This is a genomic window from Klebsiella sp. GW_Kp182 (assembly GCF_040062275.1).
Lineage (GTDB): Bacteria > Pseudomonadota > Gammaproteobacteria > Enterobacterales > Enterobacteriaceae > Klebsiella > Klebsiella michiganensis.
In genome coordinates this window covers 353,660-378,287 of sequence record NZ_JBEAFQ010000002.1, presented here as the reverse complement: position 1 = coordinate 378,287, position 24,628 = coordinate 353,660, and the positions used below count along the sequence as shown (strand labels likewise).

The window sequence follows — 24,628 nt, the reverse complement described above, 5'->3', positions numbered from 1 at the left end:
CTTACTTATTCTCCAGAGACTCTTTTGCCTCTTTCGCCACCACCTGAATACCGAGTTCGCTCAGCGATGCCGGGTTAGCGAAGCTTGGCGCTTCGGTCATCAGGCAAGCGGCTGCGGTCGTTTTCGGGAAGGCGATAACGTCACGGATATTATCGGTACCGGTCAGCAGCATGGTCAAACGGTCGAGGCCAAAAGCCAGGCCCGCGTGCGGCGGGGTACCGTATTTCAGCGCGTCCAGCAGGAAGCCAAACTTCTCGCGCTGCTCCTGCTCGTTAATGCCCAGGATGCCGAACACGGTCTGCTGCATCTCACCGCTGTGAATACGCACGGAACCGCCGCCCACTTCATAGCCGTTGATGACCATATCGTAGGCGTTGGCCACCGCGTCTTCCGGCGCGGCTTTCAGCTCGGCGGCGGACATGTCTTTCGGCGAGGTGAACGGATGGTGCATCGCGGTCAGGCCGCCTTCGCCGTCGTCTTCAAACATCGGGAAGTCGATAACCCACAGCGGCGCCCATTTGTCTTCGTCGGTCAGGTTCAGGTCTTTGCCCAGCTTCAGACGCAGCGCGCCCAGCGCGTCGGCGACCACTTTTTTGTTATCCGCGCCGAAGAAGATCATATCGCCATCCTGCGCGCCGGTGCGCTCAAGGATCGCTTCAACGATCTCGGCGTTGAGGAATTTAGCCACCGGGCTGTTGATGCCTTCAAGGCCTTTCGCCCGCTCGGTTACTTTAATATAGGCCAGCCCTTTCGCGCCGTAGATCTGGACAAACTTACCGTATTCGTCGATTTGCTTACGGGTCAGCGCCGCGCCGCCCGGTACGCGCAGCGCGGCAACGCGCCCTTTGGCGTCGTTAGCCGGGCCGGCGAAGACGGCGAATTCCACCGCTTTCACCAGATCGGCGACGTCCACCAGCTCCATCGGGTTACGCAGGTCTGGTTTGTCAGAACCGTAGCGGCGCTCGGCTTCGGCGAAGGTCATAATCGGGAAATCGCCCAGATCCACGCCCTTCACTTCCTGCCACAGGTTACGCACCAGCGCTTCCATGACTTCGCGCACCTGCCCGGCGGTCATGAAGGAGGTTTCCACATCGATCTGGGTAAATTCCGGCTGACGGTCGGCACGCAGGTCTTCGTCGCGGAAGCATTTAACGATCTGATAGTAGCGGTCAAAACCGGACATCATCAGCAGCTGCTTGAACAGCTGTGGAGACTGCGGCAGCGCGTAGAATTTCCCTTTATGCACGCGGGATGGGACCAGGTAGTCGCGCGCGCCTTCCGGCGTGGCTTTGGTCAGCATCGGCGTTTCGATGTCGAGGAAACCGTGGTCATCCATAAAGCGGCGCACCAGGCTGGTGATTTTCGCACGGGTCTTCAGGCGCTGCGCCATTTCCGGACGACGCAGGTCCAGGTAGCGATATTTCAGACGCGCTTCTTCGGTATTGACGTGGTTGGAGTCCAGCGGCAGCGCTTCAGCGCGGTTGATAATCGTCAGATCCGATGCCAGCACTTCGATGGCGCCGGTGGCCATATCGCTATTGATGTTTTTTTCGTCACGCGCGCGCACGGTACCGGTGACCTGGATGCAGAACTCATTACGCAGTTCAGAGGCCAGCTTTAATGCGTCGGCACGATCCGGATCGAAAAACACCTGTACGATGCCTTCGCGGTCACGCATATCGATAAAGATAAGGCTACCGAGATCACGACGACGGTTGACCCAACCACACAGAGTCACTTGCTGCCCTACGTGGGACAGACGAAGCTGCCCGCAATATTCTGTACGCATGAGATATCCCTTAACTTAGCCGCAGGCGGATTGTTGCCTGTCTTGCAGGCGACGAGGTCGCAGCTTTAGCTGATGTCACAACTGAATGAAAAAAGGCGGCTATTATACTGGAAATTATGGCGCACGATAAGCCCGGCGCAGCGCGCAGCGTTGCTTTGCTGCGCGCTTATTGCTTGTACTCACAAAAATTAACAAAATTTGTTACCCTCGGGCGAGATCGGCAACGGTATTGTAGCGACCTGACAACAGAAGAAGATACGGGGATATCATGTTAGAACTCAATGCAAAAAAAACCGCGCTGGTGGTTATAGACCTGCAGGAAGGCATTTTACCGTTTGCCGGCGGCCCGCATCGGGCTGACGACGTGGTTGAGCGCGCCGCGAGTCTGGCCAAAAAGTGCCGCCAGCAGGGTTCCCCGGTGGTCATGGTTCGCGTTGGCTGGTCGGCGGATTTCGCCGAAGCGCTGAAGCAGCCTGTCGATGCCCAGGCAGGAGCCCATACGCTACCGGAAAACTGGTGGACCTATCCCCTGGCGCTGGAAAAACAGGAGAGCGACATCGAAGTCACCAAACGCCAGTGGGGAGCCTTTTACGGCACCGACCTGGAGCTGCAGCTTCGCCGTCGCGGTATCGATACGATTATCCTGTGCGGTATCTCAACCAATATCGGCGTCGAATCGACGGCGCGCAACGCCTGGGAGCTGGGCTTCAATCTGATTCTCGTTGAAGACGCCTGCAGCGCAGCAACGGCTGAACAGCATCAGGGCAGCATGACGCACATCTTCCCGCGTATTGCCCGCGTGCGCAGTACCGAGGAGGTACTTGCCGCGTTATGATCTATATTGGGCTTCCCCAATGGGCGCACCCGAAGTGGGTGCGCCTGGGTATCACCAGCCTTGAAGAGTATGCCCGCCATTTTAACTGCGTGGAGGGCAACACGACCCTGTACGCTTTACCAAAAGCTGAGATTGTCAGCCGCTGGTATGAACAAACCCACGATGATTTTCGCTTCTGCTTCAAGTTTCCGGCCACCATTTCGCACCAGGCATCGCTGCGCAACTGCGACGACTTAAGCCACGAGTTTTTCACCCGCCTGGCGCCGCTGTCATCGCGCATTGGCCAATACTGGCTGCAGCTGCCGGCCACGTTCGGCCCTCGGGATCTTCCCGCGCTCTGGCAGTTCCTCGACAGCCTGCCGCGCGAATTTAGCTACGGCGTTGAGGTAAGGCATCCGGAGTTTTTCGCCAAAGAGGAAGCGGAACAGCAGCTCAATCGCGGGCTGCATCAGCGAAACGTCAACCGCGTGATCCTGGATAGCCGTCCGGTTCATAGCGCCGTCGCCCGCAGCCCGGCGATGCTCGACGCGCAAAGAAAGAAGCCAAAAGTCCCCGTCCATGCGCTGGTGACGGCCCACCATCCGATGGTGCGTTTTATCGGCAGCGATGACATGGCGCAAAATCGTGAACTGTTTAGCGTGTGGTTACGCACGCTGCCAAAATGGGCGCAGACAACCACGCCGTACCTGTTCCTCCATACCCCGGATATTGCCCAGGCGCCGGAACTGGTCGACACTCTGTGGAGCGATCTGCGCGCCGCCCTACCGGAAATAGGGGCGGCACCTTCAATTCCGCAGCAAACCTCTCTTTTCTGATATCCTGCTATCCTCAATTGAGCCACCGGAAGCGATGAAAGGGAGTTTTGAGTATGGTCAGCGCGCTGTATGCGGTTTTAGGTGCGTTATTGCTTATTAAGTTTTCTTGGGACGTTGTACGACTGAGGACGCAATATCGCGTTGGCTACGGCGACGGCGGTTTTAGCGAACTGCAGGTTGCTATACGCGTGCACGGGAACGCGGTGGAATATGTTCCCATTGGCCTGATTCTGCTGCTGTTTATGGAAATGAACGGCGCGCAGACCTGGATGGTCCACGTCTGCGGTATTTTACTGATCGCCGGGCGCCTGATGCACTCCTATGGCTTTCATCATCGTCTCTACCGCTGGCGTCGTTCCGGCATGAGCGCGACGTGGTGTTCGTTGTTGCTGATGGTGCTGGCGAACTTCTGGTATATGCCCTGGGAGTTGGTTTTCTCCGTCCGTTAGCGCACAATACGCCGTTTTCGATTTTTCGGGTTTAACGTTATGTCTCACCGCGATACGCTTTTTTCCGCGCCGATTGCCAGCCTCGGCGACTGGACCTTTGATGAACGGGTTGCTGAAGTCTTCCCGGATATGATCCAGCGCTCTGTTCCCGGCTATTCCAATATCATTTCCATGATCGGCATGCTGGCGGAACGTTTCGTTCAGCCGGATACCCAGGTTTACGATCTCGGCTGCTCGCTTGGCGCAGCCACGCTGTCCGTGCGCCGCAATATTGCGCATGCCGGCTGCAAAATCATCGCCGTTGATAATTCGCCGGCCATGGTCGAACGCTGCCGTCGCCATATTGACGCCTATAAGGCGCCGACGCCGGTCGAAGTGATTGAAGGCGATATTCGCCACGTCACGATAGAAAACGCCTCGATGGTGGTGCTGAACTTCACCATCCAGTTTCTCGAACCGGGCGAACGCCAGGCCATTCTTGATAAGGTCTATCAGGGGCTCAATCCGGGCGGCGCGCTGGTGCTGTCGGAAAAATTCAGCTTCGAAGATGACAACGTCGGCGAACTGCTGTTCAACATGCATCATGATTTCAAACGCGCCAACGGCTATAGCGAGCTGGAAATCAGCCAAAAGCGCAGCATGCTGGAAAACGTGATGCTCACCGATTCCGTCGAAACCCACAAAGCGCGCCTGCGCAAGGCCGGTTTCGAACATGCCGAACTGTGGTTCCAGTGCTTTAACTTCGGATCGTTAATCGCCGTAAAATCCGGGGACCAGGCATGATTGATTTCAGCAACTTTTATCAGTTGATTGCCAAAAGCCCGCTGTCGCACTGGCTGGAGACGCTGCCCGCTCAGGTGGCGGCCTGGCAGCGTGACGCGCTGCACGGGAAATACCGGGAATGGGAGCGGGCCGTCGAGTTTCTGCCCGAGTTTTCGCCCTACCGACTGGATTTGCTGCATAGCGTCACCGCGGAGAGCGAAACGCCGCTGGGCGACGGCCAGCGTCTGCGGATTGAAAACCTGCTGAAGAATCTGATGCCGTGGCGTAAAGGGCCCTGGTCGCTTTACGGCGTGAATATCGACACCGAATGGCGTTCCGACTGGAAGTGGGAACGCGTACTGCCGCACCTTTCCGACCTCACCGGACGTACCATCCTTGATGTCGGCTGCGGCAGCGGATACCACATGTGGCGGATGATTGGCGCCGGGGCTCGTCTGGCGGTAGGCATCGATCCCACCCAGTTGTTCCTTTGCCAGTTTGAAGCGGTGCGAAAGCTGTTGGGCAACGATCAGCGCGCGCATCTGCTGCCGCTGGGCATTGAGCAACTTCCGGCGCTGAACGCCTTTGATACCGTCTTTTCGATGGGCGTGCTGTACCACCGCCGCTCCCCGCTCGATCACCTGTGGCAGCTCAAAGATCAGCTGGTTCCCGGCGGCGAGCTGGTGCTGGAGACGCTGGTCGTCGAGGGCGACGAAAATACCGTGCTGGTGCCGGGCGATCGCTATGCGCAGATGCGCAACGTCTACTTTATCCCTTCTGCCGCCGCGCTAAAGCAGTGGCTGGAGAAATGCGGATTTATCGATGTACGCGTCGTCGACGCGTGCGTGACGTCCACCGAAGAGCAGCGCCGCACCGAGTGGATGACCACCGAGTCGCTGGCCGACTTCCTCGATCCGCAGGACAGCAGCAAAACCCGCGAAGGCTACCCTGCCCCGCTGCGCGCGGTGCTTATTGCCACCAAACCGGAAACAGAACAGTCCCTGGCGGCGAAAAAGCGGGCCGACAAGCAGCCTGGTTAACGCGTTTTCAGGATAAAAAAAGGCCCCTGTTTAATGGGCAGGGGCCTGGTACGGGCAATCATCATATTGGGCGACATGATGTGCAGCAAAAAACGGTTTATCCCCGTCATACTTCAAGTTACATGTGCGTTGGCTTTCCTCGCTCACCCCAGTCACTTACTTGAGTAAGCTCCTGTGGATCCCCTGCGTCGCCGCCTTCTCGCAACTCGAATTATTTAGGGTTTTAATCTCTCTGTGCGGAAATAATCTTCTTCATTTCCGCTACCGCTTCGCCATTGACGGCGTAGCGTAAGTATTCATCTGCTTCGGCATCCGTAGACATCGACAGTCCGGGATTGCGAAAGCGCATCGGGGACGGTAACCACTGGCCTGCCGAGGTATGCACCTCTTTTACCCCTGCCTGCAAAAATAGCGGCAGGTTGGCGGCGCGGACGCCTGCACCGGCCATAATAATAGGAGTATCGCTTTGGGAAATAAGTTCCCTGATTAATGAAATTCCTTTTTCGGCTGAAGACTGCTGGCCCGAAGTCAGGATACGCTGAACGCCGAGTTCAGCCAGCTCAGCGCTGGCCTGGCGCGGGTCGGCGCACATATCAAAGGCCCGATGAAAGGTGACGGCCAGGGTTCCCGCCGCCGCCATTATTTTTTTCATTCGCGCCCTATCCACCCGACCGTCGGCGTCCAGAACGCCGATCACCATGCCGGGAAAACCGAGATCCTTCACCGCGGCCACATCATCAAGCATCGCGGCAAATTCGCCGGCGGTATAGCAAAAATCACCGCCGCGCGGGCGAATAATCGGATGAACGGGAATGGTCACCGCTTCACGCACCGATTTCAGTACCCCCAGCGAAGGCGTCAGCCCTCCCTCCCGCGGCGCGGCGCATAGCTCGATGCGATCGGCGCCCCGGCGCTGGGCCTCCAGCGCGCACTCCATGCTGTAACAACAGACTTCCAGTAAGGTCATTCTTCTCTCCGTCGATAGGGCAGGCACTACAGAATGTCACGATTTCTTCCGGCAGACGCCGCGTCGCTTCACACTGTTATCGTTCAGCGTGTTCGCTGGCGACAATTTGCTCAATCGACCACGGGTGAAATTTGATCGTCACTTTGCCATCCGTTACCGCCAGGGTCGGATTCGGTAAACGCTCACGCTCTCCTTTCGGCGCGCTGGTCTTCACAAAAATGCCCGGCTGGCCCAGCCCTTCATCGGAAAGCAGCGCCAGCGCGCGGGTATTGAGCGTTTCAGGATCGCCCGGCAGAACGATTTCAATATGCTCCCAGCCTTCATGCGGATAGCGCTTTTCGCCCGGCCACGGCAGTTCAACGACGCTAAAACGCCAGTGCGCCACGACCACCGGCTCATCCAGCCTGAACAGGCAAATGGGTCGACCGTTAATGACATTTTCCGACAGCAGAGTAGCGCATTGTTCAAAGCCGCGACGCCAGCGTTCCGCCGTAGCGTTCTGGTGACAGCGCAGGGAAATATGGTCGGCGTCATGGGGCGTAATATCGAGACCGAGCCGGTGAGCAAGCGCGTTCAGCGCCTCGGTAAAGCGCGGCAGGTCCGCGGAAATATCGTTCAGTTCATCTATCTGCTGCCAGTTCGCCATCGTAAGCCTCGGTACTCGCTAAAAAGCGCTAATCTATCGCGTTTTCCGCGACCGACCAACCGGCAATCGCCGGCAGCGTCCCGCGAACGGTTATTCGTTGAGCGCGAGGCTCAGCAACCTCCGCGCGGTGCTGACGCGTGGGTGCAAATGCAGTATACTCCTGCCCTAATTTGTCCACATTCCCGCGCCGCCCCATCAGGGTGACGGCGTGTTAACGTAAGGTGTTTCGGTGAATATTCAGGCTCTTCTCTCAGAAAAAGTCAGTCAGGCCCTGATCGCGGCAGGCGCGTCTGCCGATTGCGAACCTCAGGTCCGCCAGTCAGCAAAAGTCCAGTTCGGCGACTATCAGGCCAACGGCGTGATGGCCGTTGCCAAAAAACTGGGCATGGCGCCGCGACAACTTGCAGAGCAGGTACTGTCTCATCTCGATCTGAGCGGGATTGCCAATAAGGTAGAGATCGCCGGCCCTGGCTTTATTAATATTTTCCTCGATCCGGCCTTCCTCGCGGAAAACGTCAGCAGCGCGCTGAAATCGGAACGTCTGGGCGTGGCTCAGCCGCAGGCGCAGACGGTGGTCGTCGATTACTCCGCGCCGAACGTGGCGAAAGAGATGCACGTAGGCCATCTGCGTTCCACCATTATTGGCGACGCCGCGGTGCGTACGCTGGAGTTTCTCGGCCATAAAGTGATCCGCGCTAACCACGTGGGCGACTGGGGCACCCAGTTCGGCATGCTCATCGCGTACCTGGAAAAACAGCAGCAGGAAAACGCCGGTGAAATGGCGCTGGCCGACCTCGAAGGTTTCTATCGCGAAGCGAAAAAACACTACGATGAAGACGAAGCCTTCGCCGAGCGCGCGCGCAGCTATGTCGTTAAGCTGCAGGGCGGCGACGAGTACTTCCGCGAAATGTGGCGCAAGCTGGTCGACATCACCATGTCGCAAAACCAGTTAACCTATAACCGCCTCAACGTTACCCTGACCCGCGACGACGTGATGGGTGAAAGCCTCTATAACCCGATGCTGCCGGGTATCGTTGCCGATCTGAAAGCCAAAGGTCTGGCGGTAGAAAGCGAAGGCGCGACCGTAGTGTTCCTTGATGAGTACAAAAACAAGGAAGGCGAACCGATGGGCGTTATCATCCAGAAGAAGGATGGCGGCTATCTCTACACCACCACCGATATCGCCTGCGCAAAATACCGCTACGAAAATTTGCATGCTGACCGCGTGCTTTACTACATCGACTCTCGCCAGCACCAGCACCTGATGCAGGCGTGGACCATCGTGCGTAAAGCCGGCTACGTGCCGGATTCCGTCCCGCTGGAGCACCACATGTTCGGCATGATGCTCGGCAAAGATGGCAAACCGTTTAAAACCCGCGCCGGCGGTACCGTGAAGCTCGCCGACCTGCTGGACGAAGCGCTGGAGCGCGCGCGCCGTCTGGTGGCGGAGAAAAACCCGGAGATGCCCGCCGATGAGCTGGAAAAACTGGCGAACGCGGTCGGGATCGGCGCGGTGAAATATGCCGACTTGTCTAAAAACCGCACCACCGACTACATCTTTGACTGGGACAACATGCTGGCCTTTGAGGGCAATACCGCGCCTTATATGCAGTATGCCTATACCCGCGTGCTCTCCGTGTTCCGCAAAGCGGATATCGATGAAAGCGCGCTGGCGGCGGCGCCGGTGGTCATCACCGAAGAGCGCGAAGCCCAGCTGGCAGCCCGTCTGCTGCAGTTTGAAGAAACCCTGACGGTCGTCGCGCGTGAAGGCACGCCGCACGTGATGTGTTCTTACCTGTACGATCTGGCGGGTCTGTTCTCCGGCTTCTACGAGCACTGCCCGATCCTGAGCGCCGAAAGCGAAGAGACGCGCAACAGCCGCCTGAAGCTGGCGCTGCTGACGGCGAAAACGCTGAAGCTGGGTCTGGATACCCTGGGTATCGAAACCGTAGAACGGATGTAAAACCAAACCCGGCGAAAGCCGGGTTTGGTTTATAACGCCTGATGGCGCCACGCTCATCAGACCTGCAGCATCATTGTATCCCCGGTAAGCGTAAGCGCCACCGGGGAAATTCCGCCCTTCTCAGAAATACTTCCGCAGATACTCCGTCAGGCACAGGATCGCCATCGCCTGGCCATACGGCATCGACGTCAGCGGAATGTCGCGATAAAAATCCAGATTCGAACCCATGCCGGTACCGAACGACGTTTGCAACAGCTCCCCTTGCGCTGAGATATTCTGCACGATGCCGCGAATCGCTTTTTCCGCAACCTCCGCATACGCCTGGCTCACGTAGCGCTTGCGCACCGCTTTGAGGATCCCATAAGCAAAACCGGCGGTCGCCGACGCTTCCAGATAGGAGTCAGGATCGTCAAGCAGCGTATGCCACAGGCCGCTATCGTCCTGACAGCGGGCCAGCGCCGCAATCTGCGCATTCAGCACCTGCACCAGATAACGCCGTACCGCGCTGTTCTCGGGTAAATCCACCAGCTCCAGGAAATCCGGAATAACGATAGTCAGCCAGCTATTGCCGCGCGCCCAGCGAGCGTGGGCGAAATTATGCCGCCCCTCATAGCTCCAGCCGTGAAACCACAGGCCGGTCTCACGGTCCATCAGATTCTGCACGTGCAGCAGAAACTGATATACCGCCTCCTCTACGTATTGCGGACGATTAAGCAGCTTGCCGATTTTCGCCAGCGGCAGAACCGTCATCATCAGCGTGTCGTCCCACATCTGCTGATGATTCTCTTCCGCCAGGGTGATGTGCTGCATGCCGCCAGACTCAGTGCGGGGCATTTCGTTCATCGCCCACTCCGCCCAGCTATCGAGCCAGGGCAGATACGCGGGGTTGCCCGTCTCTTCGTAGCGGTAAGCCAGGGTGAGAAACGGCGCCATGGTGTTGACGTTTTTGGTGGTCGCGCCTTCGGCAAAGCGGTCGGCAAACCAGCCATCAATAATGTCGCGCATCGCCGTATCGCCGGTCTGCTGGTAATACTGATAAATACCGTACAGGCCGACGCCGTGAGTCCACTCCCAGCCGTTCCACCCTTTGGTGTCGATAACGCGTCCGTCGTCCAGCCGCAGTAAAAATTGCCCGCTTTCGTCCTTAATGTTGACCAGATTGTGCGTCACCTTCTGAATCAGCGCCTGCAGTTCATTGCGGGCGATAAAACGCTCCGGCTGGCGCAGTAGTGGGCTATGTTTGACAGGCCAAACTTTCATATCCTTAACCTCTGTTATATGTCGAATTCATGGCTGAACGCGGCTTCAGCGCTGGCGCGGCGGGTTTATTCCGATTCAGATAACCAATATTGTTGTTTCCCCACAGGGCGTCGTACGGCATCCCGGCCAGCATCTCCACCACCTCACGATCCCCGGCGCTGGCCAGTTCTGGCTGAGCGCGACCGGATTCACGCATTTTCAGCGTTTCCGCGCGCAGGACGCTGTGGGTTTGCAGATTGAGCTTAAAGCGCAGGGAAACGAGGAAACCGCAGGCCAGCACCAGTAAGGTGCCCACGCTGAGGATCAGCAGAATGGTATGGCTCACTTCATAGGGCTGCGTTTTCTGTCCGGAGACAAAGCCCGACATCTGCATGATGATCCCCACCAGCATCACCGCTCCGGCCTGGGAAGCTTTACGCGTCAGGGTCATGATCCCGGCAAAGATGCCTTCGCGGCGCTGGCCGGTGATCACTTCGTCCACGTCGGCAATATAGGTGTAGGTGTTCCACGGAACGTAGTTGATGCCGCCGCGGCCCAGGCCCGCCACTGCGGATATCAGCAGCAGCAGCGAATAGACATCGCTGAGGCCAGCGTAGTACAGCACCGCGTAAGAGAGCGAACTCAGGCCGAACAGCACCACCACCATGCGATACGATGGCGCCGGCCCGAAGCGAATACACAGCGGGATCATGGCGATAACCGCAATAAACTGGAAGATCGCCATGGTTCCGAGCAGGTTAGAAGCCATTGAGGCTTCCTGCATCAGGACAAACACCACATAGTAGGTAAAGACCGCATTGAAGACATCCTGGGCGATATAGCCGCCCAGATACATCCCCAGATGCTGACGGAAAATTTTAATGCGCAGGGTCGAACTTAACTCAATGAACAGGCGGTTAAGACTCTGCGACAGGCTCAGGTTCTGTTTCTCCTCTTCGGCGCGCAGCGCGGCCTCCGTCCACTCTTCACGCGGGCGTTCCCAGGTAAAGAACCAGACGAAGGTCAGCATCATGGCGCACAGCACCGAGAACACCAGGCTGGCATAGAAGAAAGAAACGGCGTTGTCCTTACCAAAGATAGTCAGCAGAACGCCCGGCAGGAAGGAAGCCAGAATCGCCGACATCTGCGCCATAGAAATACGCGCGCCGGAGAATTTGGTTTTCTGTTTAAAATCATCGGTCATTTCCGGTACCAGCGTTTCATACGGCACCAGAATCATGGTGTAGACAATATCAAAAAGAAGATAGGTCAGCAGGTAGTACCAGAACCCCATATCCCCTACCCACATGATGGAGTAGCTAAACACGCAGGGGATGCCGAGCAGGATGAAGAACTTACGCCTGCCAAAACGTTTCCCCAGCCAGGTTGAGCCAAAGTTATCCGTCAGAAAGCCCATCAGCGGACTGATTACCGCATCCAGAACCCTGGCGGTGGCAAAAATAAGCGTCGCCTCGATAGGGGAAAGACCGCAAAAGGTGGTGTAGAAGTAGAGCAGCCATGCTGCTGTGAGTGCGGTCGTTCCCGCACCAAGGAAATCGCCCGATCCATAGGCAAGGTAGTTAACCAAACCGATTTTACGTGTTTTCATCGCCGTAAATCCTGTGTCTTTTTTTAGAGAACTCCGAACCGCGTTTTGGCCCATTCAGCCAAAAGGGGGTTGATACATGGCTACATTAAGAACATGGGAACGGCGTTACCTTTTCATTTTTGCCAGCCAAAAGCGTTCAATGGCAAAAACACAAAGAGTCGATGAACGCGCCTCACTGATTTATAAAACAGCGTTTCTTTTAATACAAAAGATCGGACCAAAAGTTGCGAAGTGACCACCAAAATGGCGCGCGGCGGAGTGAAATCTGGGCGCGTTATTTCGCTGCGGATAAACCTTGCGAAAGCTAAGGAATGGGAGTAAAGACAATAGAAAAGGGTTGTTTCGCGTATCTCAAGGAGGCTTGATGCCCTACTCACATCTGCTGGTCGCCGTGGCGCCAACCCCGGAAAGCCGGGTCCTCATTCAGAAAGCCGTCTCCATCGCCCGTCCGGTCAATGCGAAGGTCAGCCTGATTACCCTGGCAACGGACCCGGAGCTGTATAACCAGTTTGCGGCGCCAATGATGGAAAATTTACGCGAAGTGATGCAGGAGGAGACGCGCGGCTTTCTGGCCGAGCTCGCCCGCCACGCCGACTACCCGATAGAGAAAATGACTATCGCCAGCGGCGGGATTGCCCACCATGTGAAGGATTTTTGCCAGCGGCATCGCGTTGACCTGGTGATTTGCGGCAACCACAACCAGAGCCTGTTCTCTCGCGCTACCTGTTCGGCGAAAGATATCGTGGGCAGCAGCGGCGTTGACGTGCTGCTGGTGTGTCTGGAAAAAGGTTAGCGCCGAAAGCGCTAACCGCGATCGTCTCAGGCGAGCTTGGGGAAGGTCGCGACCTTGCGCGCTAAGTGGCTCTCCTCACTTCCTGGCTCAATCTCCTTTAGATCGGCAATAAACCGCTCCTGCCAGCGATGAATATCGTTATCTTTAATCACCGCCAGCATGGCCGAATGGCGGGCAATACGCTCGGCCAGCGGCATGGTTAACGCCTGGTCCAGCGCAGCCGCGACCTCGTCGCGATCGTAAGGATTGACGATTAAGGCCGTCGGCAGCTCGTTCGCCGCGCCGGCAAACTGCGACAGCACCAGCACGCCCGGATTTTGCGGGTCCTGCGCGGCCACATACTCTTTCGCCACCAGATTCATCCCATCGCGCAGCGGCGTAACCAGACCGACGTCCGAGTAGCGGAAGATTTTCATCAGCAGCTTGCGTTCAAAGTGCTGATTCAGGTAATAAAGCGGCGTCCAGCCCAGCTGGCCATATCGGCCATTAATGCGGCCGGCCGCGGTTTCAAGCTGATGACGAATATCCTGGTAGGCCTGAACATCGCCGCGCGACGTCGGCGCAATCTGGGTATAGCGAATCTTGCCATGATGCTGCGGATAGTTCTCCAGCAGCGCCTCGTAGGCCAGAAAACGCTCCGGCAGCCCCTTGGAATAGTCCAGCCGCTCAACGGAAAAGATATTCTGCACGCTTTTCAGTTCGCTCTTCAGCTGCGCCAGCTTCGGCGGCAGCGGCCCTTTTGCGCTCCGCGCAATCTCTTCCGGATCGATACCGATCGGATAGACTTCGGTGTGGAAAGGTTTCCCCCAGGCCACATGCTTTTTGCCGTCGCGCGTCGTCAGGCGAGTCTGCATCGATACGCAATCGAGAAACGCCAGGCGATCGCTCTCGGTCTGGAAACCCAGTAAATCGTAATCGCACAGCTGTTCAAGCAGCTCCGCGTGCGGCGGGAGCGCGTTAAAGACTTCCGGCGTCGGGAACGGAATATGTAAAAAGAAGCCGATGCGATTATTGACCCCGCGCTGGCGCAGTTCGCTGGCCAGCGGCAGCAGGTGGTAATCGTGGATCCAGACGATATCGTCAGGTTCGATCAGCGGCAGCAGTTTATCCGCCAGCGTTGCGTTGACGCGCTGATAGCCTTCCCAGGCTTCACGCTGAAAATCAACCAGATCGAGACGATAGTGGAAGGCGGGCCATAAAACGGCATTGGAAAAGCGGTTGTAATATTCGTCGTGATCCTGCTCGCTAAGGTTAAAGGAAGCCCAGGTGATATTCCCCTGCTTCACTTTTTTTAACGGCTGCTGGTCGTCACCGATTTCCCCACTCCAGCCGAACCACAGTCCTCCGGCTGCTTTTAATGCCCCCATAATCCCCACGGCAAGGCCACCGGCGCTGGCCTTTTTGTCATCCGGCGGGGCAATACGATTAGATACTACGACTAAGCGACTCATAGCCATCTCTCCTGTCGGTTAGCGCATCTGGTTGTTGCCCATGATTCGCGATGTTACTAATCCAAAGATGAACAGCGGCGACATCCGGCAGGCGCCAGTGCGCCTGGGTCTCACCGCCGCCCACTTTGACCGATACGCCACTCAGTTGATTGACGACGCTAAAACCCGCTTCATCGGTTAAGTCATCACCGACAAACACCGGCCTGCGCCCGCTGAATGGAGCTTCCTGCATAAAAGCGGCTATCGCTTCACCTTTATTCACTCCGCGCGGTTTGATCTCCACCACGCACTTACCCGGCTGTAATGCCAGAATGGGATGGCGCTGCACGACGGCCTGCGCCAGCGCGAGCACCGCGTGCTGATGCTCCGGCGCCTGTCGGTAGTGCAGAGCAAAGGCCATCCCCTTACTTTCCAGTTCGCATCCCGGCAAGTCATCCAGCGCCGCGGTCAGTTCCGCAGAGAGCGCCTTCTGGAGAGAATCCGGTAAAGAGACAATATGCGTTTTACCATTGATATCACGGCGTTCAGCCCCGTGGACACCGGCAAGCGGCAGCCGGTAAGGACGGGTAAGCTCATCCAGCTCAACCATTGAGCGCCCTGAAATCAATGCCACCGCGCCGTTGTGCTGCTGCACGAGCTGGCGCAGCGACTGCAAAACATCGGCAGGAATGACCACCTGATCGGGATGGGGTTTGATACCGGCAAGGGTACCGTCGAGGTCAAAGAAAAAAGCGCAGTTTCCGGTTAACGCAGGCGGTACATAAATCTGGTCAGCCACCCTGTTTCCTCCTTATCATGGCCAGCAACATGCTGGGTGTTAAATAATTGTAGCCATGTAAGTATAGACAGTGTGACCAGCCTCGCCATTTTTGATAGTCATTGCCAGCGCAACGAGCGCTGGCAATGGATTAGGATTAAACTGAAAAGTTGGACGAATCAAACGGCTCGTTTCGCTTTCTGTTTGTAGCGGTCGAAGATCACCGCCGCCAGTAAAATCACGCCGCGTACGACATACTGCGAGAATGGCGAGATATTGAGCAGGTTCATCGCATTCTCTACCGTTCCCAGGATCAGGATCCCGGCCACCACGTAGGAGATCTTACCGATCCCGCCTTTCAACGATACGCCCCCCAGCACGCAGGCCGAGATGACAATCAGCTCATAGCCAATCGAGGTCATCGGCTGTCCGCTGGTCATTCGTGAAGCCAGGATAATGCCTGCCGCCGCGGAAACCAGGCCGGAAAGGACGAAAATGATGATCTTGGTCCGCACTACCGGCACGCCCGCCAGACGCGCCGCTTCTTCGTTACCGCCAATCGCCAGGGTATTGCGGCCAAAGGTGGTTTTATTCAACAACAGGCCGAAGACAATCAGGCAGGCAACGGTCAGCCAGATAGGCGCTGGCAGGCCAAACCAGTTGGCGTAGCCGAGGGTAAAGAAACGCTCGTCTTCAATCCCAACCGCTTTACCGTCAGAGATGATATAGGCCAGACCGCGGACGATCTGCATGGTGGCCAGGGTGGTGATCAGGGCGTTAATCTTCAGGCGGGCAATCACAAAACCATTGACCAGGCCGCTCAGCGCGCCGAGCAGCAGACCGGCGCCGATCCCCACCCACATGCTCTCCGTCAGGTTAATCACCACCGCCGTGGTCACACCGGCACAGGCGATAACCGAGGCGACCGACAGATCGAAATCCCCCGATGCCAGGCAAAACAGCATTCCGCAGGCCACCATTCCGGACATAGAAATAGCCAGCCCAAGGCCTTTCATATTAATAAACGAGGCAAAATTAGGCACAAAAATCACGCAGCCAATAAACAGCACCGCGAAAACAACCAGCATGCCGAACTGATCCCAAATGCGGGAGAAGCTAAAAGCCGACCGGGTAGTACCTGAAGTGGTAACTGATGACATCATAGACTCCTTACTCAGGCGACCGCCTGGCTCACTTTTGGCATGGCAAGGCTCAATGCCTGCTGTTCATTCGCATGTTCATGCAGCAGCTCTCCGGCGATCTCACCCTCGCGCATCACAACAATGCGATCGGCAACGCCGAGAACTTCCGGTAAATCGCTGGAGGCAAAGACCACCGCGACGCCCGATGCCGCTAATGCGTAGATAACGTTGTAGATTTCATGTTTAGCGCCCACGTCAATACCGCGCGTTGGCTCGTCAAGCAGGATGACTTTCATCTCTTCCGACAGCCAGCGGCCGAGGATCGCCTTCTGCTGATTGCCGCCGGAGAGGTTCATAATCAGCTGCTCGGCGCCGGGCGTTTTGATATTCAGCGATTTGATATGCTGGTCGGCGTTCTGCGTTTCCCAGGCGTTGTTGATAACGCAGCCGGCGAGAATATGCTTGCGGCGAGCGCTGATATTGATGTTGTCGCGCACCGAGTGGACCGGAATAATCCCCTCCGCTTTGCGGTCTTCCGGGCAGAGCATCATCCCGGCCTGAATCGCCTGAGCCGGCTTGCGAATATCAATGGCCTCCCCGTCGATATAAACCTGGCCGCCGGTTATTCTGCTGCCGCCGAATAAGCCTTTCATGAGCTCGCTGCGCCCGGCGCCAACCAGCCCAAACAGGCCGACGATTTCTCCGCTGCGCACCGAAAGGCTGACGGGCTGCCGCACGCCTGGCGCCTTCACCTGTTCAAGACGCAAACGCTCTTTGCCATATTCACGCGGCTGCCAGCCGTAGATATCGCCCAGCTCGCGCCCCACCATCGCCTGTACCAGCGCGTCGTGGTTAACCTCTTGCATATTGTCGAAGGTGCGCACGTAGCGACCATCTTTGAACACCGTAATCGCGTCGCTTAACGCGAAGATCTCTTCCATGCGGTGGGAAACGTAAATAATGACCCGTCCTTCCTGGCGCAGCTCGCGGATAACCCGAAACAGGTTTTCGATTTCCCGCGCAGACAGGGAGCTGGTCGGCTCATCAAAGGCGATAATTTTTGCGTTACGCGCCAGCGCCTTGGCGATCTCCACCATCTGCCACTGGCCGATAGAGAGATACTTGAGCGGCGTTTCCGGATCGATATCCAGCCCCAGATGCTTCAGCTGCAGGCCGGCTTCATAATTCAGCAGCGACCGGTTCACAATCCCGCCTTTATGCGGCAGCTGCCCGAGGTAGATATTTTCCGCCACGGTCATTTCCGGGATCAGATGCAGCTCCTGATAGATAATGGCCACCCCGGCGTTCAGCGCCTCGGTGGTGTGGGTAAACGTCATCTGCTGGCCGCGGATTTGCAGGTTGCCGGCGGTCGGTATGTAGTTGCCGCTGAGAATTTTCAGCAGCGTGGATTTCCCGGCGCCGTTTTCTCCCATCAGGGCGTGCACCTGTCCGGCATAGCAGCCAAAGCTAATATCGGACAGCGCTTTAACGCCCGGGAATGTCATGGTGATGCCGTGGAATGAGAGATAAGGGGTAGACTGTTGCATAACGACTCCGCTTTTCTGTACAGAGCCTCTCGCGCCAAGGCAAGAGGCCCGGTCAACTGGCCTTACAGCCCTTTTTTCGCCAGCTCTTCTTTAAAGTTGTCGCGGGTAATCAGCACCACGTCGGTTACCGCGGTGAATTTCGGCGGTTCAACGTCTTTTGTCACCCAGTTGTAAAGCATTTCGCTGGTTTTATAGCCGTGAATATCCGGGCTTGGCAGTAAAGAGCCATAGAAACCGGTGGCCTGCGCTTTAGAAAGTTCGTTCACCGCATCGACGCCGTTGATACCGATCCCGATAACGTCAGGCGCTTTAAAGCCCTGGCCTTCGGTGGCGCGCACGCCGCCCAGCACGGTGTTGTCGTTCATGCCGACGATCAGCCAGTGCTTAACATCAGGATGTTGAACCAGCATGGAGTTACCGGCGTCAAACGCGCCGGGGATGTCGTTAGATTTGGTTGGCACGCGATAGATTTGTTGCTCCGGGAAACCGGCGGCTTTCAGAGCGTCCATTGAGCCGGTAGTGCGGCGGCGGGCGGTATCCAGCTCGTCGGAAGTAATGGCCATAACCGCGGTATCCTTCACGTCCCAACCGCGTTTCTGCATCTCTTTATAGAGCTCCTGCCCCTGGCGCGCGCCGATTTCGCTGGCCGCCATCATCACCAGCGGTACGCTGTCCATCGGTTTGCCTTTGGCGTTGACGAACTGGTCATCAACGGTAATCACTTTCATATCATAGCCGCGCGCTTTGGCGACAATGGCCGCCCCGAGCTTCGGATCCGGGGTGCAAATGACGAAGCCTTTGGCTCCGCTGGCCGCCAGGCTATCTATCGCGTTCAGGGTTTTCTCGCCGTCGGGCACAGCAATTTTAATAACATCGAAACCTAAATCTTTACCGGCCTTATCGGCAAATTTCCACTCGGTTTGAAACCATGGCTCTTCAGGCTGTTTCACCAGAAAACCCAGCTTAAGCGTCTCAGCCATAGCTGATTGTGACATAACCGCGGCAAGACCGATTGCCGCCAGCGCTTTAGTAAATTTGTGCATGGTAAACTCCAGCTTTAATTCGCTTTTATGTAGGGAATAATAAGTCTTAAATTTTTAATCGGACGAAAAACAAGGCATTAGAAAAATCTCAACGCTGAGTGCCGTTGTTTAAATAGTATTAACCGGAAATTATTTCTCCATACGAGAGCCCAATCACATCGCGGAATTACAGTAATTGCGTGCATATAAACAGCGAAAAATGACATAAAAAAAGCGCTAATTGTCAGACAATTAGCGCAGGCCGTAGCAATATTCTCTATATCATCAGCAGAGTTATCCCTGTAGGGATTACCAGCGACAATAAATGTGCTCCGCATGATTGCGAACGGGCGCCTCATCCCCCAATAAACGGGCGGCTACGGTAAATGAAAAGTCAAAAACGTGTCCCAGGCCTTTACCGCTAATCAAATTACCGTCCTCCACTACCGCCTGGTCCACGTACTCTCCGTCCGTGACGTGCTGCCATAACTCTCCCGAACAGACGTAGCGTCGCCCCTTGAGCAGCCCGTTGCCGCCGAGCACTCTCGCCGCCGCCGAACAGATCGGACAGATCAGCTTTCCCGCGGTATCGTGGGCCGAAATAAACGCCACGACGTCCCGGCTGGCGGCAAGATTGACGCTTCCCTGCGGGCCGCCGGGCAGAACCACCGCGTCGTACAGTATCCCGGCGCGCTCTGTTAGCGTGCTGTCCGCCACCATGGGGATATCGTGATAGCTCACCACCGCGCGCGAATCAGCGCAGGAGAGCAGTTCGACATCGAGGTGTAAGCGACGAAGAATGTCAATCACCACAATCGCTTCACCTTCCTCAAAACCCGGTGCCAGCAGCACCGCAACTTTTTTCATTTCCGACTCCTTCAGATAGCCTGTTAGCAATAATGTGTTTACAAAAGCAGCATCTTTTTAAATTAACCTCATCATTTTCTCACTCGCAGACTAACATAAAATAGAATTATTAATCATTATTTTTAAAACACAATTTCATCAAAATCATTAGAACTACTATCAATTAATGAGGCGCGGAAATAAAAACATTTAAAATCAGTAAAATAAGATTATTTTCGATCGGTAAAAATCAGACTTTATTCTTACACCCCCCCCTCTTTTCAAGATAAATACGGATGTTGTAACGAAATGTAAATATCACTCATTGAGAGTTTTCTTAATTCAAATATGGCGCTATTCTATATTTGTTGAGATAAGAAATTTAATTCAAACGGCTGTGCAGAAATCCTGAATACTATTACTCAGGACTCTCTCTGTGCACCGTAATTTCTAAGGCGACCCTGATGTAGATGCGTCAAGATATGGCGCCCGCCCCCTCCAAAGTGAATAAGGATATTTGTATGGTCGTACCAGGAATGGTTCAAAAGCTGAATAACCAGATGAATCTTGAGTTCTATACCTCAAATTTGTATCTGCATTTGAGCGAATGGTGTACTCAGCAACGGTTGAACGGTACCGCCACTTTTCTCCGTAACCGAGCGCAAGCCAGTATCACGCAGATGATGCAGGTCTTTGATTTTATGAAAAAATCAGGCGCCTGGCCCGTTGTGAAAGCGGAAGGAACCTACGGCACTGAATGTTCGTCCCTGGAAGATCTCTTTAGCAAAACCGTCGAAGATTATCAGCAGCGCAGCACGATACTTTCCAGCCTGGCGGAAGAGGCGAAGGCGCAAAGCGATGAATCAACCCTGCGTTTTCTGACGCTGCTTGCTGAAGAGCAGGATCAGGATGGCATGCTGCTGGAGACCATTCTTGAAGAAATCCGTCATGCGAAAAATGCCGGAACCAGCGTACAACAAACCGATAGCCACCTGCTGGATCTGGTCAGTCAACAGCGCGTATAACGCCATGCCGGCGGATGCTTGCCGGCGATAAATCATCAGAACTCGCCTGTTCGGGCCAGCGCTCTCTTTAATCGCAGGTTCCCTGTCCCCCTTCTTTTTCGGCGCTTCGGCGCCGTTTTTATTCCAGAAAAGCATTAAAAACTTTTAACCAGATCTCATTCCTGCTCCGCCGGAGGAATTAGCAGGGTATTGGTGATCTGGATCACGTTTAAAACTACGGGTTGAGAATATAAAAACACTGTTTCAAAAATTTAAAATACGGAGTTTACTTTAATGGCAAGATATACGGCTTCAGCCCCACAGGGGCTGCAGGGAAGACCGATTTTGTTACGCCATCAGTTAGCCTACGGCGGCGGGAATTTACTGGGAAGCGGCGCACTGGCGATCAGCGGCGCATGGCTGCTCTATTTTTATACAACCTTCTGTGGGCTGACGCTGATCGAAGCCTCCTTTATTTTTTCCGTCGCCAGCATTATCGACGCAATTAGTAACCCGCTGATGGGCTATCTCACCGATAACTTTGGTAAAACGCGGCTGGGTAAACGCTTTGGTCGTCGCCGTTTCTTTTTGTTGATTGGCATTCCGCTGATGATGTTCTACCCGCTGCTGTGGGTAGAAGGCCTCGGCTTTTGGTACTACCTGTGCACCTACGTCGTCTTTGAAATCATTTATACCTCGATTATGGTCCCCTATGAAACATTGGCGACCGAAATGACCGACGATTTCTCACTGCGTTCGAAGCTTACCGGTTATAAAGCGATTTTCGGCAAACTGGCCAACTTTCTCGCGGCATTTATCCCCGGGCAGTTCATCCTGCTTTATGGTAAAGAATCCGCCACCCCGTTTTTTCTCACCGGGCTGACCTACGGCGTCATTCTTATCGCGGCCATCTCCTGCCTGTGGTACTGCAGCTGGGAGCGTCCCCGCGAAGAGGAGATAAGCAAGGGAGAGAAAAAGGGACTGTTCAATACTCTGCTCATGCTGGCGAAAGATATGCGCTCAACGTTTTACCTGCGCGTATTCCGCAAACACCTGGGTATGTATCTCTGCGGCTTCGGCGCCGAGTGGCTTTTTGCCTCGATCTTCACCTACTTTGTTATATTCGTGCTGCAGCACGATCCGGCGATGGTGGCCGGGCTTAACAGTCTGAACTCCATCCTCCAGCTGGTATCAACGGCCCTGTTTATTGGCCTGTGCGTGAAGAAAGGCTTCAGTAAGCCGTATATTCTGGCGCTGGGCGTGGTTATCTTTGCCGTGCTGCTCTACACCTCGCTATGGTTCTTCCACCTGCCTTCAAGCCTGGCCACCATCCTGATGTTTGGCATTACCGTACTCTTCGGCCTGGGCACCGGCGGCGTCTACTACATTCCCTGGACCGTTTACACCTTTTTGGCGGATGTCGATGAAATCTATACCGGCCGTCGCCGCGAGGGGATCTATGCGGGAGCCATGACCTTCTCCGGTAAAATTTTGCGCTCGATTATCGTCTTTTCCATGGGGGCGATCCTCAGCTTCTACGGCTTTCAGTCGAAAGCGCATACGCAGCCAGAGAGCGCGGTCACCGCGATTGCGGTGGTGTTTTGTGCGGGCGTGATTCTGCTGGCACTGGCAGCCATTGTGTTCAGTAAGCAGATGAAACTCGATCGCAAGGCGCATCTGGTAGTGCTGCAGGAAGTCGCGCGTATTAAAGCAGGCGGTAAGATCGCCGATATCGCACCGGACGTTCGCCTTGTCGTTGAAGATTTAGTCGGCCACCGTTACGAAGAGTGCTGGGGCAACAGCAGGCTGTTTAAAGATACGCAGGAAGGCGCCGTTCAAACCGCCGTCTCCCACTAACAGGTGATAACGCCCCGCTATCACAATGATGGCGGGGCTGACGCCGCTAGTGCGCTTCTTCCTGCGGGGTAAATTTCAGTTCAATCAGCGCGATGGCCTTTTGTACCGCCCGCAGGGTCACCGGGTCAGCCGATGCCGGGTGGCTGGCAAAATCGATGGCTTTCAGCTGGGTGGTCATTTTTTCGCGCACCTCAACGGGGGCGATGATATCAATGACGTCGAGGATCTGTTTGATAACTAACTGGCAGGCAACCACGTCAGAGACCAGCTCGTCGTGCTCGGTAAGATGTTGAGACATTTTTCACTCCTTTTTTCAGGAGCGTAATAGTACCCTAAATCCCGGGATATAAAAAAACCTGCCGCAGCAGGTTTTTTTATCAGAACATAGCGCCAGGCGGTACGTCTTTGAAGGTTTTGCAGTAGTTTTCGAACATGCTCTTCAGGATTTTGCGCAGTTTCATGGTTGACTCCATTTTTGTTATGCAGGTGTTAATGCCCTGATGGTTATAATATGACTTACATCACAAAAATCAATATAAACGTGCGCTAAATCACCTATTTTTTACCAAAATAATTTAATTTTTAAACAAAATGGGCAGAACCGGATAGTGAATAGCCGAACGCTCCGGACCAATCTGCGCTCTCTTTGCTATGGCAGCGACACAATAATGAGTACACACACCTCCTCCAGGGACGACCGTTCTTTTTCAGCACCTGCGCTACTGGTGGCTGGCGCCTTTTTTATGGAGTTTCTCGACGGCACGGTGATAGCCACCGCCCTGCCCGACATGGCGAAAGATTTTGGCGTGACGGCGGTCGACCTCAATATCGGGATTAGCGCTTATCTTATTACCCTTGCGGTTCTGATACCGGCCAGCGGCTGGATCGCCGATCGTTTTGGCGCGCGGAAAATCTTTACTCTCGCGCTGGCGATTTTTACCCTGGCGTCGGTTTTTTGCGGGCTGTCGACCAACGTCGATGTGTTCGTCGCGATGCGTATTCTGCAGGGGATAGGCGGCGCGCTGATGGTGCCCGTTGGCCGGCTGGCGGTACTACGTACCACACCGAAGCACCAGTTGATTAAGGCGATTGCCACCCTGACCTGGCCGGCGCTGGTCGCGCCCATTATTGGCCCACCGCTGGGCGGATTTATCACCCGCTACGCCAGCTGGCACTGGATCTTCTTTATTAACGTGCCGCTCGGGCTTATCGCTATCGCCCTGTCGCTGCGTATCATTCCGAATATTCGCGAAGATGAGCAGCGCCCCTTCGACCTTTCCGGCTTTGTTGCCACCTCGGTGGCGATGGTTAGCCTGGTCGCCGCCATGGAGCTGCTCGGCGATCGCCAGCCTCTGGGCTGGCAGACGCTGGCGCTACTGGCGTTGGGCCTGGGCTGCATGCTCTTCGCGCTGCGGCACTTCCGCCGCACCAGGTGGCCGATGGTGCGCCTTGATGCGCTCAAGATCCCCACCTTCCGGGTCACCATGTACGGCGGTTCCCTGTTCCGCGCCTCCATTAGCGCCGTGCCGTTTCTGCTGCCGCTGCTTTTCCAGGTCGGATTTGGTATGGACCCCTTCCACTCGGGGCTGCTGGTGCTGGCCGTGTTCGTCGGCAACTTAACCATCAAGCCCCTCACAACGCCGCTGATCCGCTGGCTGGGCTTTCGCCGCCTGCTGCTGATTAACGGCGCATTAAACGTTTTGTCGCTGCTGGCCTGCGCTTTTTTAACGCCGCAAACGCCGGTTTGGCTGATCTTTGTGATTCTCTATCTTGGCGGGGTCTTCCGCTCTATCCAGTTTACCGGCATCAGCACGCTCGCGTTTGCCGATGTGCCTTCCGCGCAAATGAGCTACGCCAATACCCTGTTCAGCACCGCGTCACAGCTGGCCGTGGGGCTGGGCATCACGCTCGGCGCGATAGGCATTCGTCTTGGGGAAACGTTCAGCGAATGGTTTACGCTTTCTCACCTGCCGGGCATCAGCTTCCGCCTGTCGTTTATTTTTATCGCGGTGATTTGCCTGGTCGGCATGATTGATAGCCTGCATCTGGCCAAAGAGGCGGGTAGCAGCGTATCGAACAAAAAGAAGTAGCCAAA

24 protein-coding genes are annotated in these 24,628 nt (G+C 55.6%); 11 read left to right on the top strand and 13 right to left on the bottom strand.

Annotated elements, in window-relative coordinates; all coding sequences use genetic code 11:
• Position 1: 1 nt before the first annotated feature.
• On the bottom strand, positions 2-1,789 hold the full coding sequence (aspS, locus tag ABLU88_RS03910) for an aspartate--tRNA ligase (protein WP_348836168.1): 1,788 nt from the start codon (positions 1,787-1,789) through the stop codon (positions 2-4).
• Positions 1,790-2,057: 268 nt separating this feature from the next.
• On the opposite strand from aspS, the gene ABLU88_RS03905 reads away from it, so the two are divergent.
• From ABLU88_RS03905 to cmoB, 5 genes are read left to right on the top strand one after another with little or no spacing between them, the layout of a single operon-like run.
• Positions 2,058-2,624 carry a hydrolase gene (locus ABLU88_RS03905; RefSeq protein WP_009652068.1) on the top strand — a complete coding sequence of 189 codons (567 nt, stop codon included), beginning with the start codon at positions 2,058-2,060 and terminating at the stop codon, positions 2,622-2,624.
• Complete coding sequence (locus tag ABLU88_RS03900) at positions 2,621-3,439, top strand: DUF72 domain-containing protein (RefSeq protein WP_014229856.1); 819 nt, start codon at positions 2,621-2,623, stop codon at positions 3,437-3,439. The genes ABLU88_RS03905 and ABLU88_RS03900 overlap by 4 nt, the downstream gene beginning before the upstream one ends.
• A gap of 53 nt (positions 3,440-3,492) precedes the next feature.
• Positions 3,493-3,888 carry an MAPEG family protein gene (locus tag ABLU88_RS03895; protein WP_004122068.1) on the top strand — a complete coding sequence of 132 codons (396 nt, stop codon included), beginning with the start codon at positions 3,493-3,495 and terminating at the stop codon, positions 3,886-3,888.
• A gap of 39 nt (positions 3,889-3,927) precedes the next feature.
• Positions 3,928-4,671, top strand: a complete 744-nt coding sequence (gene cmoA / locus ABLU88_RS03890; protein WP_009652021.1) for a carboxy-S-adenosyl-L-methionine synthase CmoA — start codon at positions 3,928-3,930, stop codon at positions 4,669-4,671.
• A complete protein-coding gene (cmoB, locus tag ABLU88_RS03885; protein ID WP_148851891.1) occupies positions 4,668-5,690 on the top strand; it encodes a tRNA 5-methoxyuridine(34)/uridine 5-oxyacetic acid(34) synthase CmoB in 1,023 nt (340 codons plus the stop codon). The genes cmoA and cmoB overlap by 4 nt, the downstream gene beginning before the upstream one ends.
• A 223-nt stretch (positions 5,691-5,913) precedes the next feature.
• On the opposite strand, the gene cutC is transcribed toward cmoB, so the two are convergent.
• On the bottom strand, positions 5,914-6,657 hold the full coding sequence (gene cutC / locus ABLU88_RS03880; protein ID WP_103814998.1) for a copper homeostasis protein CutC: 744 nt from the start codon (positions 6,655-6,657) through the stop codon (positions 5,914-5,916).
• Between the two features lie 76 nt (positions 6,658-6,733).
• Positions 6,734-7,303, bottom strand: a complete 570-nt coding sequence (locus tag ABLU88_RS03875; RefSeq protein ID WP_032720340.1) for a VOC family protein — start codon at positions 7,301-7,303, stop codon at positions 6,734-6,736.
• Between the two features lie 229 nt (positions 7,304-7,532).
• Between ABLU88_RS03875 and argS the strand changes: the two genes are divergently transcribed.
• The gene (argS, locus tag ABLU88_RS03870) at positions 7,533-9,266 is read left to right on the top strand and encodes an arginine--tRNA ligase (protein ID WP_025106115.1); all 1,734 of its coding nucleotides are present in this window, start codon (positions 7,533-7,535) and stop codon (positions 9,264-9,266) included.
• A 120-nt stretch (positions 9,267-9,386) separates the two neighbouring features.
• Here the strand turns inward: argS and ABLU88_RS03865 are convergent, their stop codons facing one another.
• Together ABLU88_RS03865 and ABLU88_RS03860 are read right to left on the bottom strand one after the other, a co-directional pair.
• Entirely contained in the window at positions 9,387-10,526 is a 1,140-nt protein-coding gene (locus ABLU88_RS03865; RefSeq protein ID WP_014229860.1) for a glycoside hydrolase family 105 protein, read from the bottom strand.
• A 4-nt stretch (positions 10,527-10,530) separates the two neighbouring features.
• Positions 10,531-12,114 carry an MFS transporter gene (locus tag ABLU88_RS03860; protein WP_009652039.1) on the bottom strand — a complete coding sequence of 528 codons (1,584 nt, stop codon included), beginning with the start codon at positions 12,112-12,114 and terminating at the stop codon, positions 10,531-10,533.
• Positions 12,115-12,190: 76 nt separating this feature from the next.
• On the opposite strand from ABLU88_RS03860, the gene ABLU88_RS03855 reads away from it, so the two are divergent.
• The gene (locus ABLU88_RS03855; protein ID WP_157835615.1) at positions 12,191-12,349 is read left to right on the top strand and encodes a hypothetical protein; all 159 of its coding nucleotides are present in this window, start codon (positions 12,191-12,193) and stop codon (positions 12,347-12,349) included.
• A gap of 129 nt (positions 12,350-12,478) precedes the next feature.
• A complete protein-coding gene (gene uspC / locus ABLU88_RS03850) occupies positions 12,479-12,907 on the top strand; it encodes a universal stress protein UspC (RefSeq protein ID WP_004852164.1) in 429 nt (142 codons plus the stop codon).
• Positions 12,908-12,933: 26 nt separating this feature from the next.
• Here uspC and otsA read toward each other — a convergent pair whose 3' ends face one another.
• From otsA to ABLU88_RS03820, 6 genes are all read right to left on the bottom strand, one after another.
• Complete coding sequence (gene otsA, locus ABLU88_RS03845; protein WP_014229861.1) at positions 12,934-14,358, bottom strand: alpha,alpha-trehalose-phosphate synthase; 1,425 nt, start codon at positions 14,356-14,358, stop codon at positions 12,934-12,936.
• Positions 14,333-15,136: a trehalose-phosphatase gene (gene otsB / locus ABLU88_RS03840; protein ID WP_014229862.1), complete on the bottom strand. Its 804-nt coding sequence runs from the start codon at positions 15,134-15,136 to the stop codon at positions 14,333-14,335. Before otsB ends, otsA begins: the two co-directional genes overlap by 26 nt.
• A 158-nt stretch (positions 15,137-15,294) precedes the next feature.
• The gene (araH, locus tag ABLU88_RS03835; RefSeq protein WP_025106114.1) at positions 15,295-16,275 is read right to left on the bottom strand and encodes an L-arabinose ABC transporter permease AraH; all 981 of its coding nucleotides are present in this window, start codon (positions 16,273-16,275) and stop codon (positions 15,295-15,297) included.
• Positions 16,276-16,289: 14 nt separating this feature from the next.
• Positions 16,290-17,804 carry an L-arabinose ABC transporter ATP-binding protein AraG gene (gene araG / locus ABLU88_RS03830; RefSeq protein WP_348836167.1) on the bottom strand — a complete coding sequence of 505 codons (1,515 nt, stop codon included), beginning with the start codon at positions 17,802-17,804 and terminating at the stop codon, positions 16,290-16,292.
• Positions 17,805-17,866: 62 nt separating this feature from the next.
• A complete protein-coding gene (locus ABLU88_RS03825; protein ID WP_014229864.1) occupies positions 17,867-18,847 on the bottom strand; it encodes an arabinose ABC transporter substrate-binding protein in 981 nt (326 codons plus the stop codon).
• Between the two features lie 288 nt (positions 18,848-19,135).
• Positions 19,136-19,693, bottom strand: coding sequence for a DJ-1/PfpI family protein (locus ABLU88_RS03820; RefSeq protein ID WP_032693589.1), 558 nt, complete (start codon positions 19,691-19,693; stop codon positions 19,136-19,138).
• Positions 19,694-20,193: 500 nt separating this feature from the next.
• Here ABLU88_RS03820 and ABLU88_RS03815 point away from each other — a divergent pair, with 500 nt between their 5' ends.
• Together ABLU88_RS03815 and ABLU88_RS03810 are read left to right on the top strand one after the other, a co-directional pair.
• On the top strand, positions 20,194-20,697 hold the full coding sequence (locus ABLU88_RS03815; RefSeq protein WP_348836166.1) for a non-heme ferritin-like protein: 504 nt from the start codon (positions 20,194-20,196) through the stop codon (positions 20,695-20,697).
• 324 nt (positions 20,698-21,021) lie between these two features.
• The gene (locus ABLU88_RS03810) at positions 21,022-22,533 is read left to right on the top strand and encodes an MFS transporter (protein ID WP_348836183.1); all 1,512 of its coding nucleotides are present in this window, start codon (positions 21,022-21,024) and stop codon (positions 22,531-22,533) included.
• A gap of 46 nt (positions 22,534-22,579) precedes the next feature.
• Here the strand turns inward: ABLU88_RS03810 and ABLU88_RS03805 are convergent, their stop codons facing one another.
• Both ABLU88_RS03805 and azuC read right to left on the bottom strand, forming a co-directional pair.
• Positions 22,580-22,831, bottom strand: coding sequence for a DUF2766 family protein (locus ABLU88_RS03805; RefSeq protein ID WP_004103438.1), 252 nt, complete (start codon positions 22,829-22,831; stop codon positions 22,580-22,582).
• A 79-nt stretch (positions 22,832-22,910) separates the two neighbouring features.
• Complete coding sequence (azuC, locus tag ABLU88_RS03800) at positions 22,911-22,994, bottom strand: stress response protein AzuC (RefSeq protein ID WP_014229869.1); 84 nt, start codon at positions 22,992-22,994, stop codon at positions 22,911-22,913.
• 207 nt (positions 22,995-23,201) lie between these two features.
• Here azuC and ABLU88_RS03795 point away from each other — a divergent pair, with 207 nt between their 5' ends.
• Positions 23,202-24,623 carry an MFS transporter gene (locus ABLU88_RS03795; protein WP_047723520.1) on the top strand — a complete coding sequence of 474 codons (1,422 nt, stop codon included), beginning with the start codon at positions 23,202-23,204 and terminating at the stop codon, positions 24,621-24,623.
• The last annotated feature ends 5 nt before the right edge of the window (positions 24,624-24,628 follow it).

Bases quoted from the DNA above. Each gene is read 5' to 3' on its own strand.
- uspC (WP_004852164.1), top strand. From the start codon at position 12,479: ATGCCCTACTCACATCTGCTGGTCGCCGTGGCGCCAACCCCGGAAAGC.
- azuC (WP_014229869.1), bottom strand. From the start codon at position 22,994: ATGAAACTGCGCAAAATCCTGAAGAGCATGTTCGAAAACTACTGCAAA.
- ABLU88_RS03805 (WP_004103438.1), bottom strand. From the start codon at position 22,831: ATGTCTCAACATCTTACCGAGCACGACGAGCTGGTCTCTGACGTGGTT.
- ABLU88_RS03895 (WP_004122068.1), top strand. From the start codon at position 3,493: ATGGTCAGCGCGCTGTATGCGGTTTTAGGTGCGTTATTGCTTATTAAG.
- cutC (WP_103814998.1), bottom strand. From the start codon at position 6,657: ATGACCTTACTGGAAGTCTGTTGTTACAGCATGGAGTGCGCGCTGGAG.
- ABLU88_RS03865 (WP_014229860.1), bottom strand. From the start codon at position 10,526: ATGAAAGTTTGGCCTGTCAAACATAGCCCACTACTGCGCCAGCCGGAG.
- cmoB (WP_148851891.1), top strand. From the start codon at position 4,668: ATGATTGATTTCAGCAACTTTTATCAGTTGATTGCCAAAAGCCCGCTG.
- ABLU88_RS03795 (WP_047723520.1), top strand. From the start codon at position 23,202: ATGAGTACACACACCTCCTCCAGGGACGACCGTTCTTTTTCAGCACCT.
- otsA (WP_014229861.1), bottom strand. From the start codon at position 14,358: ATGAGTCGCTTAGTCGTAGTATCTAATCGTATTGCCCCGCCGGATGAC.
- araG (WP_348836167.1), bottom strand. From the start codon at position 17,804: ATGCAACAGTCTACCCCTTATCTCTCATTCCACGGCATCACCATGACA.
- aspS (WP_348836168.1), bottom strand. From the start codon at position 1,789: ATGCGTACAGAATATTGCGGGCAGCTTCGTCTGTCCCACGTAGGGCAG.
- araH (WP_025106114.1), bottom strand. From the start codon at position 16,275: ATGTCATCAGTTACCACTTCAGGTACTACCCGGTCGGCTTTTAGCTTC.
- ABLU88_RS03815 (WP_348836166.1), top strand. From the start codon at position 20,194: ATGGTCGTACCAGGAATGGTTCAAAAGCTGAATAACCAGATGAATCTT.
- ABLU88_RS03825 (WP_014229864.1), bottom strand. From the start codon at position 18,847: ATGCACAAATTTACTAAAGCGCTGGCGGCAATCGGTCTTGCCGCGGTT.
- ABLU88_RS03900 (WP_014229856.1), top strand. From the start codon at position 2,621: ATGATCTATATTGGGCTTCCCCAATGGGCGCACCCGAAGTGGGTGCGC.
- ABLU88_RS03860 (WP_009652039.1), bottom strand. From the start codon at position 12,114: ATGAAAACACGTAAAATCGGTTTGGTTAACTACCTTGCCTATGGATCG.
- ABLU88_RS03905 (WP_009652068.1), top strand. From the start codon at position 2,058: ATGTTAGAACTCAATGCAAAAAAAACCGCGCTGGTGGTTATAGACCTG.
- cmoA (WP_009652021.1), top strand. From the start codon at position 3,928: ATGTCTCACCGCGATACGCTTTTTTCCGCGCCGATTGCCAGCCTCGGC.
- ABLU88_RS03855 (WP_157835615.1), top strand. From the start codon at position 12,191: ATGGCTACATTAAGAACATGGGAACGGCGTTACCTTTTCATTTTTGCC.
- ABLU88_RS03820 (WP_032693589.1), bottom strand. From the start codon at position 19,693: ATGAAAAAAGTTGCGGTGCTGCTGGCACCGGGTTTTGAGGAAGGTGAA.
- ABLU88_RS03875 (WP_032720340.1), bottom strand. From the start codon at position 7,303: ATGGCGAACTGGCAGCAGATAGATGAACTGAACGATATTTCCGCGGAC.